A 14346-nucleotide genomic window follows, 5' to 3' on the forward strand; every position below is an offset into this window, starting at 1 on the left:
CGTCCCTAAAGCTGCGATTCCAGCGGGAGCCAGCCGACGACCCTTGCGGTCAGGCGGCGCCAGAAGGACGCTTCGGGGTCGCGGTCGTAGGTGACCGCCCTTCCGCCATCGCGGGCGTGCCATTGCAACGCGCTGTCCGGCGTCAGGCTGACCGCGAAGCTGTGGTCGGGCGCGGTATCGTGCTGCCAGACCGCCTCCATCTTCGCGGCGATCTTCGGGCAATCGAACAGCACGCCCATTTCGGTGTTGAGCGAGACCGAGCGGGGATCGAGGTTCATCGACCCGATGAAGCCGGTCTTCCCGTCGGCAGTGAATGCCTTGGTGTGCAGACTGGCGCTGCTCGATCCTCGCAGGGAGAAGGCGCGTCCCGTCGCTTCGGGACGAAGTTCCCATAGCCTCACCCCGGCCTTCAGCAGCGGAAGGCGATAGGGGGCGTAGCCGCCATGAACTGCGGCGACATCGGTCGCAGCGAGTGAATTGGTGAGGATCGAGACCGTTACGCCCCGCGCGGCGAGCGCGGCCAGCGCCGCGGTGCCCTCATCGCCCGGGATAAAATAGGGGGAGGTGATCTCAATCCGCTGCTGCGTCGCGCCGAACACCGGCGACAGCTCGCGCATCAGCCAGTTCTCGCCTTTCTTGCCCAGCGCCTTTTCGGGCGGGTCGGCAAGGACGCGCGCGGTTGGCGTCCAGTCTGGCTGCGTCGCCTCGGGGTCGAACATTGCGAGCCGGTGGACGATGCGATCGAGATAGGCGCGGGCCTCGGGGCGGGCGGTGGTGGCGGCGAGCTGTGGCGCGACCCTTGCCAGCGCGGCATCGGAATCGTGCAGCGGGGAGAGCTTGTCAGCCGGCAGCGCCAGACCGCTGTTCCAATAGGTGTCGAAGATCGTTTCGGTCTGGCCGACGGCGGGGCCTGTCACCAGCACATCCATGTCGCGGAAATTGGTGCTTTCCGCGGCATCGAAATAGGCGTCGCCGATATTGCGACCGCCGAGGATGGCGATGCGCCCGTCGGCGATCCATGCCTTGTTGTGCATCCGCCGCGTCACGCTGAACGTGCGCAGTGCCATCTCGACCCCGCGGCGCAAGCTGCCCGGGCGCGCGCGCGTCGGGTTGAAGATGCGGATTTCGATCTGCGGATGATGCGCCATCGCGGACATCGCTTCGGAGCTGTGTCCGGTGCCGATATCGTCGACCAGCAGCCTGACGCGAACCCCGCGCTCCGCCGCCGCCAGAATCTCGGCCATCAGGAGGCGGCCGGTGAGGTCGTCGTTCCAAATGTAATAGAGGAGGTCGAGCGAGCGTTCGGCCAGTCGCGCCGAGATGCCGCGGGCCGCAAACGCATCGAGATTCTCGTCGAGCAGCAACAGGCCGCTTTCGCCGGGATGCGCGGCCGTCGCTTTGCCGATGCGGCGATCGAGCGCGGTGCGGTCTACCTCGACCGGCAGGGCATAAGAGGGTTCGCCCTGCACACCGGCTGCAAAGCGGCCGTAGAGCCAGGTCGCGAGCATCGAAGCGGCGACGAACGCCAGACCGGCCAGGACGAGAATCTTGATCATGATCCGGCTTCACCTCAGATGGTCACGAGGTGAGCAGGCGAAATCCAACTTTGCAAGCCGCACCACAATGGAAAAGGCCGCCCGGTTTCCCGAGCGGCCCTTTCTTTGACGTGCCGGAACGGCGAGGGGATTAGCCCTCGGCCTGCTCCTCTGCGGCCGGAGCCTCGTCCGCGGCGAATTCGCCCGGCTCGAGGTTCGGGTCGCGGGCTTCGACGAAGCCGGTCTCGTCCTTTTCGAACATCGCTTCCATGACGTTGACGCCCTGCGCCTGCATCTCGGCCTCTTCGGGCGAGCGGGCGACGTTGACCTTGACGGTCACGGCGACTTCGGCGTGGAGCGCGACGCGCACTTCGGACATACCGATCGACTTGATCGGCTTGTCGAGGACGACCTGCGCCTTGGTGACCTTGTGGCCATCGGCGTTCAGCGTCTCGACAATGTCGCGCACCGCGACCGAGCCGTACAGCTGGCCAGTGTTCGACGCCTGACGGATCAGGGTGACCGAAACGCCCTCGAGGCTCTTCGATTCCTTCTCGGCCTCGCTGCGCTTCGCGGCGTTGTCGGCCACGATGCGTTCACGGTTGGCTTCGAAGACCTTGCGGTTGGCTTCGTTGGCGCGGAGCGCCTTCTTGTTGGGCAGCAGGAAGTTGCGGGCAAACCCGTCCTTCACGTTGACCACGTCGCCGATATGGCCGAGCTTCTCGACCCGCTCGAGCAGAATGACTTGCATGGGTCCGCTCCTTTACTTAACGATGAAGGGCAGCAGGCCCAGATGACGCGCGCGCTTGATCGCAATTGCGAGCTCGCGCTGCTTCTTCGCGCTCACCGAAGTGATGCGCGACGGGACGATCTTGCCACGCTCGGACACGAAGCCCTGCAGCAGACGTACGTCCTTATAGTCAATCCGGGGTGCTTCCTTCGCGGAGAAGGGGCAGCTCTTGCGGCGGCGGAAAAAGGGACGTGCCATAATACTTTCTCCTTACTCGCCCGAGTTGCTGAAGCCGGTGTTGCCACCTTCTTCACGATCACGGCGACCACGGCCGCGCTCGCGCTCCTGGCCCTTGCGCATCATCACGGTCGGACCCTGCTCATGCGCGTCCACGCGGACGGTCATGTAGCGGATCACGTCTTCGTTGATCTGCGTCTGGCGCTCGAGCTCGGCGACAACACCCGCGGGGGCGTCGATTTCGAGCATCACGTAATGCGCCTTGCGGTTCTTCGCGATCTTGTAGGCGAGCGAACGAAGACCCCAGGTCTCGGTCTTGACGACCTTGCCCGAATTGTCCTCGACGATCTTGGTGGCGGTTTCCGCCAGTGCGTCCACTTGCGCCTGTGCCAGGTCCTGGCGCGCAAGGAACACATGCTCGTACAGAGCCATGCGTCTTCTCACTGTTGGCCGATCGCTGACGCCGCCCCGTGCGACGCCCCTCCGACTGTCGTTCCAAATACGAAAAGCGGTCAGCCGAAGCCGCCGCTCAACGCCGCGCCTCTACGCGGGGGCACGGCAAAAGGCAAGTCCGGCTCGAAGTTGACAGTCCGCTTGACACAAACGAGGTGTTTTTTCGTTATGTCCGCGCGCTTGCCGCGCTGCGAGGACGGTGACTCAAGCATATGAATTCCAACATTTAAAGCGGAAATTTGGCTTGGCTTGACCACCCGGCAAGCGGTTGACACCCCGGCCCGGTGTCAACCGGCTGTCAACCCGTCCGGCTTGCGGGATTTACCGCGCGGGCATAGGGCGGCGTCTTCATATTCGGGAGCCAAGACATGCGTGCGTTCATCTTTCCGGGGCAGGGGAGCCAGTCGGTCGGCATGGGCCTTGCGCTGGCGCAGGCGAGCGCAACCGCGCGCGAAGTGTTCCAGGAAGTCGACGAGGCGCTCGGCCAGAACCTGTTCAAGCTGATGACCGAAGGTCCCGAAGGCGACCTGCTGCTGACCGAGAACGCCCAGCCGGCGATCATGGCCCACGCCATTGCAGTGCTGCGCGTGCTGGAGAAGGAAGGCGGTATCTCGCTCGCCGACAAGGCGGACTTCGTCGCGGGGCATTCGCTGGGCGAGTATACCGCGCTGTGCGCAGCGGGTGCGCTCGATCTGGGCGTCACCGCCAGGCTGCTCAAGCTGCGCGGACAGGCGATGCAGGCGGCGGTGCCGGTGGGCGAGGGCGCGATGGCGGCCCTGCTCGGCGCCGACCTGATCAAGGCGCAGGCGATCGCCGACGCGGCGGCCGAGGGCGAGGTGTGCACCGTCGCCAATGACAACGATCCGTCGCAGGTGGTGATTTCCGGCGCCAAGGGTGCGATCGACCGTGCGGTGGGCATCGCCAAGGATCATGGCGCCAAGCGCGCGGTGCTGCTGCCCGTCTCGGCGCCGTTCCACTGCCCGATGATGCAGCCCGCGGCCGACGCGATGGAAAAGGCGCTGGCCGAAGTCGCGATCCGCGCGCCGCTGGTGCCGGTCTATGCCAATGTCACCGCGTCGCCGGTGCACGATCCCGACACGATCCGCACGCTGCTGGTCGAGCAAGTCACCGGGATGGTGCGGTGGCGCGAATCGGTGGCGGCGATGTTCGACGCCGGAGTGCACGATTATGTCGAGCTGGGCGGCAAGGTGCTGGGTGCGATGGTCAAGCGCATCGCGCCCGACGCCACCGTCACCAGCGTGGTGACGATGGACGACATAGAGGCGCTGGAGAAGAGCCTCTAGGATTAGCGCCGGGCAGGGTTCCCGATCAGTATTCGCGCCAGTCGAAGATGGTCGGGCTGCCGCTTAGTGGTTTGGGCTCCCACATCGACAGGGCGGCACTCACCGAACTGCCGGCATCGGCCGCCAGCGCAAGCGTGAACTGGCGGATGTCGGGGGTGGCCGCGAGGAAGATCTGCACGGTGAAACGGGAGCCCGCGCCCGTGTCGTTGGGCGCGATCGTAAATGTGAGCGTCTCACTGCCGATGCTCAGGGTGGAGAGCGGCACGGCCCCCTGGTTGGCGGCTAGCCGGATCCCGGAAGACGTGCCGAATTCCTGTCCAGTGCTCCACGCGATGCGTGCGCCGTCTCTGCCCCTCAGCATGATCGCGATGCGCCCGCCCATCTGGGCGTTGCCCAAGGCGATGTCGAGCGTGATCGCCTGATAGGTGGTGGTGCCCGCGGATGCGGATAGTGCGGGATTGGCGTCCTTGGTCATACTGTTGCCCCTCTGGATGGAGTGTCGTGCCGTGGATGCCGACGGCACCCTGGGTTGTGGCCGTTCAAATCATAACCGGGCTTTTTGCGCGCCAAGCTTGACTAGATTGCCAGCGAGCCTGTTTACGAGGCGCGCGTTCCACAGGAATTAACAGCTAGGATTACCTCAATGTTCGACCTTACAGGCATGACCGCGCTGGTGACCGGCGCTTCGGGCGGGCTGGGGACCGCGATCGCCAAGGGGCTGGCGGCGCAGGGCGCCCGGCTGGCGATTTCGGGATCGAATGCCGAGAAGCTGGAGGCGTTCCGCGCCGAGCTGGGCGGAGACCATGTCGCGCTGGTGTGCAATCTGTCGGACGGCGCCGAAGTGGACGGTCTGGTCCCGCGTGCGGTCGAGGCGCTGGGCAAGCTCGATATCCTCGTCAACAATGCCGGCGTCACCCGCGACAACCTTGCGATGCGGATGAAGGACGAGGAATGGGATCAGGTGATCCGCGTCAACCTTGAGGCCGCGTTCCGCCTGATGCGCGCGGCTGCCAAGCCGATGATGAAGGCGCGGTTCGGACGGATGATCTCGATCACCTCGGTCGTCGGTCAGACCGGTAATCCGGGGCAGGCCAATTATGCTGCGTCCAAGGCTGGCCTCGTCGGCATGTCCAAGGCGCTGGCGCAGGAACTGGCCAGCCGCAACATCACCGTGAACTGCGTCGCGCCGGGCTTCATGCGCTCGGCGATGACCGATGTGCTGCCCGACGCGCAGAAGACCGCGTTGTTGACGAAGATCCCCGCGGGCGACCTGGGTACCGGTGAAGATATCGGCGCGGCGGTGGTGTATCTGGCATCGAAGGAAGCGGGTTACGTCACCGGCCAGACGTTGCATGTCAACGGCGGGATGGCGATGGTCTGAGAGCTTCCGGCCGGTTTCTTTTGCCCCGTTCGTCATCCCGGCCCTGTGCCGGGATCCATCGGGCGGGAGCGAAACGATATGGGGTTCGAGCGCCGCCGCCGGTGGTGGCGTTGCTCCCTGCACAAGGCCGAGCTGACGACGAAAAAGGTGGAAGGTTGATGCGTCGCGGAGTCGATGCGACCCCTTGCGCGGGGCCGGGCGGCGTTCTACGTGCGTTCAGGAATTATCAATCCAACGACCCAATTTAAGAAGGAACAGGGTATGAGCGAGACCGCCGATCGCGTGAAGAAGATCGTCGTCGAGCACCTCGGCGTCGAAGCCGAAAAGGTGACCGAGGACGCAAGCTTCATCGACGACCTGGGCGCGGACAGCCTCGACATCGTCGAGCTGGTCATGGCGTTCGAAGAGGAATTCGGCGTCGAGATCCCCGATGATGCCGCCGAGAAGATCGCGACCGTCAAGGATGCGATCACCTATATCGACGAGAATCAGGGCTAAGCGGACCTACCGCATGGCCGCCCGCACGGGCAGGAATTGACGAACGGCTCCCGGTCCCGGAAAGGGGTGGGGAGCCGTTTCGTTTTTTGAGACCATTTAGCTGCCGCATCGTTGACCGCCGAAGACCGGCTCCGGCTTCCGGTACGATGCTCTGAACGGAGAGATACTATGCGCCGCGTCGTCGTGACTGGCCTTGGCCTCGTGACCCCGTTGGGTGCGGACGTCGAGACCGCCTGGAAGAACATCATCGCGTCGAAATCCGGCGCGGGGACGATCACCCGGTTCGACGCGACCGACTTCCAGAGCAACTATGCCTGCGAAGTGAAGCCTGCCGACCATGAATATGGCTTCGATCCCGCCAAGCGCGTCGATCACAAGATCCAGCGTCAGGTCGATCCGTTCATCATCTATGGCATCGATGCTGCAGGACAGGCGATCGAGGATGCCGGCCTGACCGACATGACCGAGGAGGAGCGCTATCGCGCCGGCTGCTCGATCGGTTCGGGTATCGGCGGGCTGCCGGGCATCGAGAGCGAATCGCTGGTGCTGGCCGAGAAGGGCCCCAAGCGCGTCTCGCCGCACTTCGTGCACGGGCGCCTGATCAATCTGATCTCGGGTCAGGTCTCGATCAAATACGGTCTGATGGGTCCGAACCACGCAGTTGTCACCGCCTGCTCGACCGGCGCGCACTCGATCGGCGACGCCGCGCGGATGATCGCGATGGACGATGCTGACGTGATGCTCGCGGGCGGCGCGGAAAGCACCGTGTGCCCGATCGGCATCGCCGGATTCGGGCAGGCGCGTGCGCTGTCGACGGGGTTCCGCGACGAGCCGTGGCGCGCCAGCCGTCCATGGGATCAGGGCCGCGACGGCTTTGTCATGGGCGAAGGCGCGGGCGTGGTGGTGCTCGAGGAATATGAGCGCGCGAAGGCGCGTGGCGCGAAGATTTATGCCGAAGTGATCGGTTATGGCCTGTCGGGCGATGCCTATCACGTGACGGCGCCGCATCCCGAGGGTTCGGGCGCGTTCCGTTCGATGCAGATGGCGATGAAGAAGTCGGGCCTCGACCTGTCCGACATCGATTATATCAACGCGCATGGCACCTCGACCCCATTGGGCGACGAGCTTGAGCTGGGCGCGGTGCGCAAGCTGTTCGGCAACGCGATCGGCGACCTGTCGATGAGCTCGACTAAGTCGGCGATCGGCCACCTGCTGGGCGGCGCGGGCGCGGTAGAGAGCATCTTCTGCATCCTCGCGATGCGCGACGGGATCGTGCCGCCGACGCTCAACCTCGACAATCCGAGCGAGAATTGCGCGGGCGTGGATCTGGTTCCGCACGTCGCCAAGGAGCGCAAGGTAAAGGCGGTGCTGAACAACTCGTTCGGCTTTGGCGGCACCAACGCATCGCTGGTGATGAAGGCGGTCTGACCGCCACGGGAGACGTACGGCGATGTTGCGCAAGCTTGGGTGTTTGGGCGTCATCGCCGTTCTGGTCCTCGGCGCCGCGGCCTTCTGGGCGGCGAACCAGTGGGGTGGCGCGGGGCCGGCCAAGGCCAATGTGACGGTCGAAGTACCGGCGGGCGCGACGATGCGGTCGGCGGCCGAGGCGATGGAAAAGGCCGGCGCGATCGACAGCGCCGACACCTTTCTGTGGATGGCGCGCATCTTCGGCGACGATGCGCCGGTTCAGGCCGGCGAGTATCGCGTGCCGGCAGGGATCAGCCAGGCCGACGTCCTCAAGATGCTGCAGGGCGGCCGCACGCTCCAGCGCTTCGTGATGATCCCTGAGGGGATGCCATCGATCCTCGTCCATGAGCGGCTCGCGGCTGCTCCGCAGATGGGTGGCAAGACCATCGTGCCCGAAGAGGGTAGCGTCCTGCCCGACAGCTACTCCTATAACCGCGGCGACAGCCGGCAGGCGGTGCTTGACCGGATGCAGGCAGCGATGACGAAGTATCTCGACGCGGCCTGGGCGAAGCGCAAGCCGGGGATCGCTGTGGCGACCCCGCGCGAGGCACTGATCCTCGCCTCGATCGTCGAGAAGGAGACGGGCAAGGCCGAGGAGCGGCGGATGGTGGCGGGGGTCTATTCCAACCGCCTGAAGCGCGGCATGCCGCTGCAGGCCGATCCGACGGTGATCTACCCGGTCACCAAGGGCAAGCCGCTGGGCCGCCGCATCCTGCGCTCCGAGCTGCAGGACAAGAACGGCTACAATACCTATGCCAGCGCCGGGCTGCCGATCGGGCCGATCGCCAATCCGGGGCGTGCGAGCATCGACGCGGTGCTCGATCCGGCGGAGACCAACGCGCTTTACTTCGTCGCGGACGGCACCGGCGGGCATATCTTCGCCGACACGCTCGAGCAGCACAACGCCAACGTCCAGAAATGGTATGCGCTGCGCCGCGCGCGCGGGGAGATGTAGGGCGCGCCGCAGCACGCCCTCATCCGGTCAATAGGCGGCGGTGAAGCGCGCCCGGCTGTGGCGATGCTGTTCCAACTCGTCGACCATCGCGATGGCATAGTCGGCGAAGCTGATCTTGCTCTCGCCATCCGCGTCGGTGAGGAGCTGATCGGTGCCGGTGCGATAGGTGCCGAGGCGCGGGCCTTCGAACAGCAGGGCGGCGGGCGAGAAATAGGTCCAGTCGATCTCGCTCTCGCCGCGCAAGGCGTCGAGGAAGGCGATGCCGCCGAGCGCGATGTCCTTCCATTCTGCCGGGAAGTCGGGCGTGTCGATCACGCGCACGCCGGGTGCAGCCTCGAGGCTGGCGGCGCCGCCGGTGACGAGCAGCCGCGGCACTCCGGCCTGCTTGAGCGTGGACAGCAAGGTTTCGGCGGAGACATCGAAGTGCAGCGCGCTGATGACAGCGTCGGCGGGGCGGATCAGATCGGCGAGGGCGGGGGAAGCGGCGTCTCCGGCCTTGGCGATGACGCCGGGAAGCTGCGGGATCGCCTCGGGCTTTCGGGCGATGGCGAGCACCTGATGCCCGCGCGCGGCGAGTTCTTTCGTGATTTCCGATCCCGCGCGCCCGCTCGCGCCCAGCACTGCAATCTTCATGTTCGATGTCCTATATGGTTTCCCATAGATACCAAGTTGGCTATGGGTACCAATCATGCAAGAAGGCACTTTGAAGAGCGATAGTTACCCCGGGGAAACCGGTGCACGCGGCGATGTCTATGCGGCCGATTGTCCGACGCGGAAGCTGCTTGACCGGATCGCGGACAAATGGAGCGTGCTGATCCTGCTGCTGCTCGGGCAGGAAGCGATGCGCTTCAATGCGCTCAAGCGGCGGATCGAGGGCGTGTCGCAGAAGATGCTGAGCCAGACGCTGCGCTCGCTCGAGCGCGACGGGCTGGTCAGCCGCACCGTGGTGGCGACGGTACCGGTCACCGTGACCTATGCGATCACGCCGCTGGGACAAGGGCTGATCGGGTCGCTGCAATCGATGATCGACTGGGCCGAGACGCACATGCCGGAGGTTGCGGTGGCGCAGGGCAGCTACGACGAGGTGCCGCGCTGAATATGTCGGAATCTTCCGACGCATCTTGACGTGTCGGAAAATTCCGACACAATGGCCGCATGACTCAGGATGTCTTTGCGGCGCTTGCCAATCCCGTCCGGCGAAAGGTGCTGGAGTTGCTGATCGACGGGCCGCGCGCGGCCGGCGAGATCGCGGCACAGTTCGAGCTCAATCGGCCGGCGGTGTCGGAACACCTTCAGGTGCTGCGTAAGCACGGTCTGGTGGCCGAGACCGCGCAGGGGCGCGAGCGGCACTACCGCCTTGAAGCCGAACGGCTGCAGGAGGTGGAGGAATGGCTCAAGCCGTTCGACCGCTACTGGCGTGCCCGCATCGATGCCCTGAAGGCCGTGCTTGATGAGGAGAGCCAGAAATGACGCAGGCGGCGATTACCTATGTCGAAATGATCGAGCATCCGGTGGCGCGGGTGTGGGAGGCGCTGACGCGGCCCGACCTGTTCGCGCGCTGGTGGGCGAAGGGCGACGTTCGCGCCGAACAGGGACACCGCTTCACGCTCGACATGGGACCATGGGGTGAGCAGGCCTGCGAGGTGCTCGCGGTCGAGCCGGGGCGGATGATCCGCTATTCCTTCGCGGAAGTGATGACGCTGACCTGGACCATCGAAGCGGTGGGCGAACGCACACGGCTGGTCTTCGAACATGCCGGGTTCGATCTGGCGACGCCGATGGGTGCGCAGGCGTTCAAGGGCATGGGCAGCGGCTGGCCTGCTATTCTGCCGCGTATTCAAGACGTGCTTGCCGAAACGAGCACGCCAGAGGAGTCTGCGGCGCGCGTTGCATAAGATAGGGGTTTCGACCTGAAGTCGTTCGTCGAGGGCCGGTTGACGATGCTGCTCGCCTAAGCGACCCAGCCTTTCCCTTGTGAGGAAAGACCATCGATGCGCTCTACTGCCCTTTGCGCGCTCGCGCTGACCCTCGGCCTGGTCCAGCCGGCAATGGCACAGCAGAAGCCTGCCAGCCCGCCGTGGAGCGCTCCGGCGACCGTCGAGACCATCACCGAGGCACGTCGCTTTACCAGCGGCGGGGTCGAGCTTGGCGGTACCCTCTATCTGCCGCGCAGCCGCAAGCCGGTGGCGGCGGTGGTGGTAACGCACAGTGCATCCTCGCCCCTGGGCGATGCGTCGCTCTACGAGCATCTCAAGGTGATGCTGCCGGCAATGGGGATTGCGGTGTTCACCTATGACCGGCGCGGTTCGGGGCGCTCGGGGACGAAGACGGCAGGCGGCGATTATATTGTGCTGGCGGATGACGCGATCGCCGCGGTCCGGAGCCTCAAGGCCGACCCGCGCATCGATCCGCGGCGCATCGGCAGCTGGGGGCTGAGCCAGGGCGGGTGGATCTCGCCGCTCGCCGCGTCGCGCAGCCCCGACATTGCGTTTGTCATCGCCGTGTCGGCGCCAGTGGTCACCGCCGACGTCCAGATGCTCTTCTCCTCGACCAACCATTTGCGGGCGAACGGTCATTCACAGGCGGAGGTCGACGAGATGGTGGCGACGCGCAAGGCGGTTGACGGCTATATGCGTGGCACCGGGACGCGTGAGGCCGCACAGGCGCTGATCGACGTCGCCAAGACCCGGCCGTGGTTCAAATACACCTATATGGGTGAGACGATCCGCGACCGTGCGGTTTCGGGGTGGCGCAAGGAGATCGAGAATGATCCGTTGCGGAACCTGACCGGGGTGAAGGTGCCGATGCTGGTGCTGTTCGGTGCCTATGATGCGGTGGTGCCGGTGGCGACGTCAACAGATCGGCTGAAGGAGATGGCCCCGCGGATGCCGAAGATGAAGGTGCATGTCGTCGCGGGTGCCGACCATTCGATGCATATGGCCGCAGACCAGAGCATCACGCTGGACCCCAAGCATGACGGAACCGAGCAGGCGGATTCGGCGGAGTATATCGCCGTGCTGTCGAGCTGGCTTGCGGCGCATGGGTTGACCGCAAACTAGGGTCTGAATCTCTTATTGTGCCACGCAATAAGTCATTTACTGATCGTTCCTTCTTTCATTCAATAACGGTGGGGCGATATGATCAGAAACATCGGATGGGTTGGTGCGGCGTCATTTATCCTCCTCGCATGCCCGGCTAGTGCCGGGGAGGTTACCGGAAAAGTAAAGCAGTTGGTCGCGCGTGATACGGACGGTCTTCATTCCGTTGTCATTGACGCTGTGACGACCGGGGGGCCTGCATGCGCAACACATTCATATTTTATGATCAGGGACGAGAACAGCGTGACCGGCAAGTCGCAATTCGCGATGCTGATGTCTGCTTTCTTGACCGGCACCACTGTTCGGATTGCGGGTACCGGAGCCTGCACGCGATGGCCTGACGGGGAAGACATTCAGCAGGTTATCTATCAGTCCGGAACCTGAGCGTGATGGCGTTCATGGGATGCCGTTAATCATCAAGGCCTTGCGCGGTGCACTCAGCCTTCCGCGCTGAACTGGAGCCTCATTTCCAGCCGCTGCCTTCCGGTGGACCCCGGCACAAGGCCGGGGTGACGGCTGGGAGTTAGCGGCGCAAGCCGGTGTCGAGCCGGTGGAGCAGCCGGCCGAGCGCCGTGCGGCTCGAAGCGCGCGGGGGTAGTTGGGCGATCAGGCGGCGTACGGCGGAGGGTGCCCCGGCGATGGCGCTGTCGATCTCCATGTCTCCCACGCGTGCTGGGTCCTCCGAGCGCAGGGCGAGCGCGTGTGCGGCATAGCCGGCCGGCGCGAGGATGTGGTTGAGCTGGTGCGCGGTCGCGATCGGGTGGGTGTAGGCGGCACCGGCTGCCGCAGCAGCAGCGCGGGCGGCGGCGGTAGCGGCGGGATCGATCGCCTCGCGCGCAGCCGACTGCGCAGCCCAAGCGGCCTTGCGCAGCGCTCCCGATCTTTCGGCGCCGTCCGCGAAGGCGCGGGCGGCGGCCAATGCTTCGTGGGCGCGCAGGTCGTCCGGAACGCTCTGCTCGAACACGGGCAAAGCGCGCCCCGCGCAGGCTTCCGCCCAGCGGGCGAGATGCCGCAGATCGTCCAGCGTCAACGCGAGCGCGCTCGTCATCGCCCGCTCCCGGTCAGGATTCAGCGCGCGAGGCCCGCCGCATCGCGGGCGAGTGCTTCGACCTCGGCATAGCTCGCGCCCTTGGGCGTCACCCAGCTGCCGCCGACGCACAGCACCGGATCGAAGCCGAGCCAGTCGGGCGCGGTTGCCGGGCTGATGCCGCCGGTGGGGCAGAACTTCGCCTCGTAGAACGGGCCGGCGAGCGCCTTCAGCGCCTTGAGCCCGCCCGAGGTTTCCGCCGGGAAGAATTTGAAGTGGCGCAGGCCGAGGTCGTAGCCGCGCATGACGTCGCCGGCATTGGCGACGCCGGGCAGGAAGGGGACGCCGCTCTCGACGATCACCTGGCCGAGCCGCTCGGTCAGGCCGGGCGAGACGATGAACTCGGCGCCCGCGTCCATCACCTGCGCGAACTGGTCGGTGCTGACCACCGTGCCCGCGCCGACGATCGCGCCTTCGACCTTCTTCATCTCGCGGATCGCATCGAACGCGGCGGCGGTGCGCAACGTCACCTCAAGCACCCTGAGGCCACCCTTGACCAGAGCCTCGGCCAGCGGGCGGGCAGTGGCGGCATCCTCGATCACCAGAACGGGGATGACCGCGCTGGTGCGCATGATGGTTTCGATGCTCACTGGGTATGCTCCTGCGCATAAGCGGCCGCGGCGCCGTAGAGGCCGGGCTGGGGGTGGGTGATAAGCTTGACCGGGATCGATGCCATCAGCGCCTGGAACCGCCCCTTGGCGATGAAGCGCTGGCCGAAGCCCGAATTGACGAGATGGTCCTTGAGCTTGAGGCCAAGGCCGCCCGCGATGACCACGCCGGTCGGGCCGTGCGCGAGAGCGAGGTCGCCCGCGACCGCGCCGAGGCTGAGGCAGAAGCGATCGAGCGCGGCGACGGCGAGACTGTCCTTGCCCTCGAAGGCGAGCGACCAGATTTCCTTGTCGTTGAGGCGGTGGGTGCGCTTGCCCTCGATCTCGGCGAGCGTCTCGTAGATCGGCACGATGCCGGGGCCGGCGACGATGCGTTCGGCCGAGACGCGGGTGTAGGTGCTGCGCAGCCGCTTGACGATCGAATCCTCGATCCCGTCGAGCGGCGCAAAGTCCATATGCCCGCCCTCGGTCGAGATGACGTGGTAGCTGAGCGCGCCGGTGCGGAAGACCTGAGCGACGCCGAGCCCGGTGCCGGGGCCGCAAACGGTGATCGAACCCTTTTCCACGAACGGTTCGTCCGGGCCGCAGATGTGCAGGAAATGCTCCGACGGCAGCTGTGCGACCGCATGGCCGACCGCGCCGAAATCGTTGATCAGCGAGTAGCTGTCGACCTCGAGCCGTTCCCTGATCAGCGGTGGACGGATGATCCACGGATTATTGGTGAGCTTGATCAGCTCGTCGTTGATCGGCGAGGCGATGGCGATCGCCGCCGCGCGCGGCATCTCGCGCCCGAGTGCGCGTGCCGAAGCCTGCCAGGCGAGCTGGAAGCTGCCATGCTCCGCGGTCTTCTGGGTAACCGGTTCACCGATCGAGACGACGCGTCCGCCCTCGACCTCCGCAATGGCAAAGCGGGCATGCGTTCCGCCGATATCGACCGCGACGACTTCCACTCTCATTCCTCTCTCTGGTCGTCATTCCCGCGAAGGCTGGAAT

Annotated in this window: 18 protein-coding genes; 9 read left to right on the forward strand and 9 right to left on the reverse strand. The window is 65.5% G+C overall.

Annotated features, from left to right (window positions below; translation table 11 throughout):
- Nucleotides 1–5: 5 nt before the first annotated feature.
- The 4 genes from AC07NK_RS13090 to rpsF form a co-directional block, all read right to left on the reverse strand.
- Entirely contained in the window at nucleotides 6–1556 is a 1551-nt protein-coding gene (locus AC07NK_RS13090) for a phospholipase D family protein (RefSeq protein WP_495171042.1), read from the reverse strand.
- A 130-nt stretch (nucleotides 1557–1686) separates the two neighbouring features.
- Entirely contained in the window at nucleotides 1687–2286 is a 600-nt protein-coding gene (gene rplI, locus AC07NK_RS13095; RefSeq protein WP_495171043.1) for a 50S ribosomal protein L9, read from the reverse strand.
- Between the two features lie 12 nt (nucleotides 2287–2298).
- Nucleotides 2299–2523, reverse strand: coding sequence for a 30S ribosomal protein S18 (rpsR, locus tag AC07NK_RS13100; RefSeq protein WP_495162731.1), 225 nt, complete (start codon nucleotides 2521–2523; stop codon nucleotides 2299–2301).
- A gap of 12 nt (nucleotides 2524–2535) precedes the next feature.
- Complete coding sequence (rpsF, locus tag AC07NK_RS13105; RefSeq protein WP_495171044.1) at nucleotides 2536–2934, reverse strand: 30S ribosomal protein S6; 399 nt, start codon at nucleotides 2932–2934, stop codon at nucleotides 2536–2538.
- A 389-nt stretch (nucleotides 2935–3323) separates the two neighbouring features.
- On the opposite strand from rpsF, the gene fabD reads away from it, so the two are divergent.
- Nucleotides 3324–4259: an ACP S-malonyltransferase gene (gene fabD / locus AC07NK_RS13110; RefSeq protein WP_495171045.1), complete on the forward strand. Its 936-nt coding sequence runs from the start codon at nucleotides 3324–3326 to the stop codon at nucleotides 4257–4259.
- A gap of 25 nt (nucleotides 4260–4284) precedes the next feature.
- On the opposite strand, the gene AC07NK_RS13115 is transcribed toward fabD, so the two are convergent.
- A complete protein-coding gene (locus AC07NK_RS13115; RefSeq protein ID WP_495171046.1) occupies nucleotides 4285–4734 on the reverse strand; it encodes a hypothetical protein in 450 nt (149 codons plus the stop codon).
- A gap of 168 nt (nucleotides 4735–4902) precedes the next feature.
- Between AC07NK_RS13115 and fabG the strand changes: the two genes are divergently transcribed.
- From fabG to mltG, 4 genes are all read left to right on the forward strand, one after another.
- Nucleotides 4903–5640, forward strand: a complete 738-nt coding sequence (gene fabG / locus AC07NK_RS13120) for a 3-oxoacyl-[acyl-carrier-protein] reductase (protein ID WP_495171047.1) — start codon at nucleotides 4903–4905, stop codon at nucleotides 5638–5640.
- 261 nt (nucleotides 5641–5901) lie between these two features.
- Complete coding sequence (locus AC07NK_RS13125; RefSeq protein WP_145845190.1) at nucleotides 5902–6138, forward strand: acyl carrier protein; 237 nt, start codon at nucleotides 5902–5904, stop codon at nucleotides 6136–6138.
- Between the two features lie 168 nt (nucleotides 6139–6306).
- Entirely contained in the window at nucleotides 6307–7566 is a 1260-nt protein-coding gene (gene fabF / locus AC07NK_RS13130; RefSeq protein WP_495171048.1) for a beta-ketoacyl-ACP synthase II, read from the forward strand.
- A 25-nt stretch (nucleotides 7567–7591) separates the two neighbouring features.
- Nucleotides 7592–8560: an endolytic transglycosylase MltG gene (gene mltG, locus AC07NK_RS13135; RefSeq protein ID WP_495171561.1), complete on the forward strand. Its 969-nt coding sequence runs from the start codon at nucleotides 7592–7594 to the stop codon at nucleotides 8558–8560.
- 27 nt (nucleotides 8561–8587) lie between these two features.
- On the opposite strand, the gene AC07NK_RS13140 is transcribed toward mltG, so the two are convergent.
- Entirely contained in the window at nucleotides 8588–9193 is a 606-nt protein-coding gene (locus AC07NK_RS13140; protein ID WP_495171049.1) for an NAD(P)-dependent oxidoreductase, read from the reverse strand.
- A 55-nt stretch (nucleotides 9194–9248) separates the two neighbouring features.
- Between AC07NK_RS13140 and AC07NK_RS13145 the strand changes: the two genes are divergently transcribed.
- The 4 genes from AC07NK_RS13145 (at nucleotide 9249) to AC07NK_RS13160 (ending at nucleotide 11619) form a co-directional block, all read left to right on the forward strand.
- Entirely contained in the window at nucleotides 9249–9656 is a 408-nt protein-coding gene (locus AC07NK_RS13145; protein WP_495171050.1) for a winged helix-turn-helix transcriptional regulator, read from the forward strand.
- A 59-nt stretch (nucleotides 9657–9715) separates the two neighbouring features.
- Nucleotides 9716–10030: an ArsR/SmtB family transcription factor gene (locus tag AC07NK_RS13150; protein WP_495171051.1), complete on the forward strand. Its 315-nt coding sequence runs from the start codon at nucleotides 9716–9718 to the stop codon at nucleotides 10028–10030.
- Nucleotides 10027–10455 (forward strand): SRPBCC family protein, encoded by a 429-nt coding sequence (locus AC07NK_RS13155; protein WP_495171052.1) that lies wholly within the window; start codon nucleotides 10027–10029, stop codon nucleotides 10453–10455. The genes AC07NK_RS13150 and AC07NK_RS13155 overlap by 4 nt, the downstream gene beginning before the upstream one ends.
- Before the next feature lie 96 nt (nucleotides 10456–10551).
- A complete protein-coding gene (locus AC07NK_RS13160; RefSeq protein WP_495171053.1) occupies nucleotides 10552–11619 on the forward strand; it encodes an alpha/beta hydrolase family protein in 1068 nt (355 codons plus the stop codon).
- A 562-nt stretch (nucleotides 11620–12181) separates the two neighbouring features.
- On the opposite strand, the gene AC07NK_RS13165 is transcribed toward AC07NK_RS13160, so the two are convergent.
- From AC07NK_RS13165 to glk, 3 genes are read right to left on the reverse strand one after another with little or no spacing between them, the layout of a single operon-like run.
- Nucleotides 12182–12706 (reverse strand): putative immunity protein, encoded by a 525-nt coding sequence (locus tag AC07NK_RS13165; RefSeq protein ID WP_495171054.1) that lies wholly within the window; start codon nucleotides 12704–12706, stop codon nucleotides 12182–12184.
- A 20-nt stretch (nucleotides 12707–12726) separates the two neighbouring features.
- Nucleotides 12727–13335 carry a bifunctional 4-hydroxy-2-oxoglutarate aldolase/2-dehydro-3-deoxy-phosphogluconate aldolase gene (gene eda, locus AC07NK_RS13170; RefSeq protein WP_495171055.1) on the reverse strand — a complete coding sequence of 203 codons (609 nt, stop codon included), beginning with the start codon at nucleotides 13333–13335 and terminating at the stop codon, nucleotides 12727–12729.
- Complete coding sequence (gene glk, locus AC07NK_RS13175) at nucleotides 13332–14303, reverse strand: glucokinase (RefSeq protein ID WP_495171056.1); 972 nt, start codon at nucleotides 14301–14303, stop codon at nucleotides 13332–13334. Before glk ends, eda begins: the two co-directional genes overlap by 4 nt.
- Nucleotides 14304–14346 lie beyond the last annotated feature (43 nt).

The sequence above is a fragment of the Sphingomonas sp. GW821-FHT09B04 genome, from assembly GCF_059418285.1.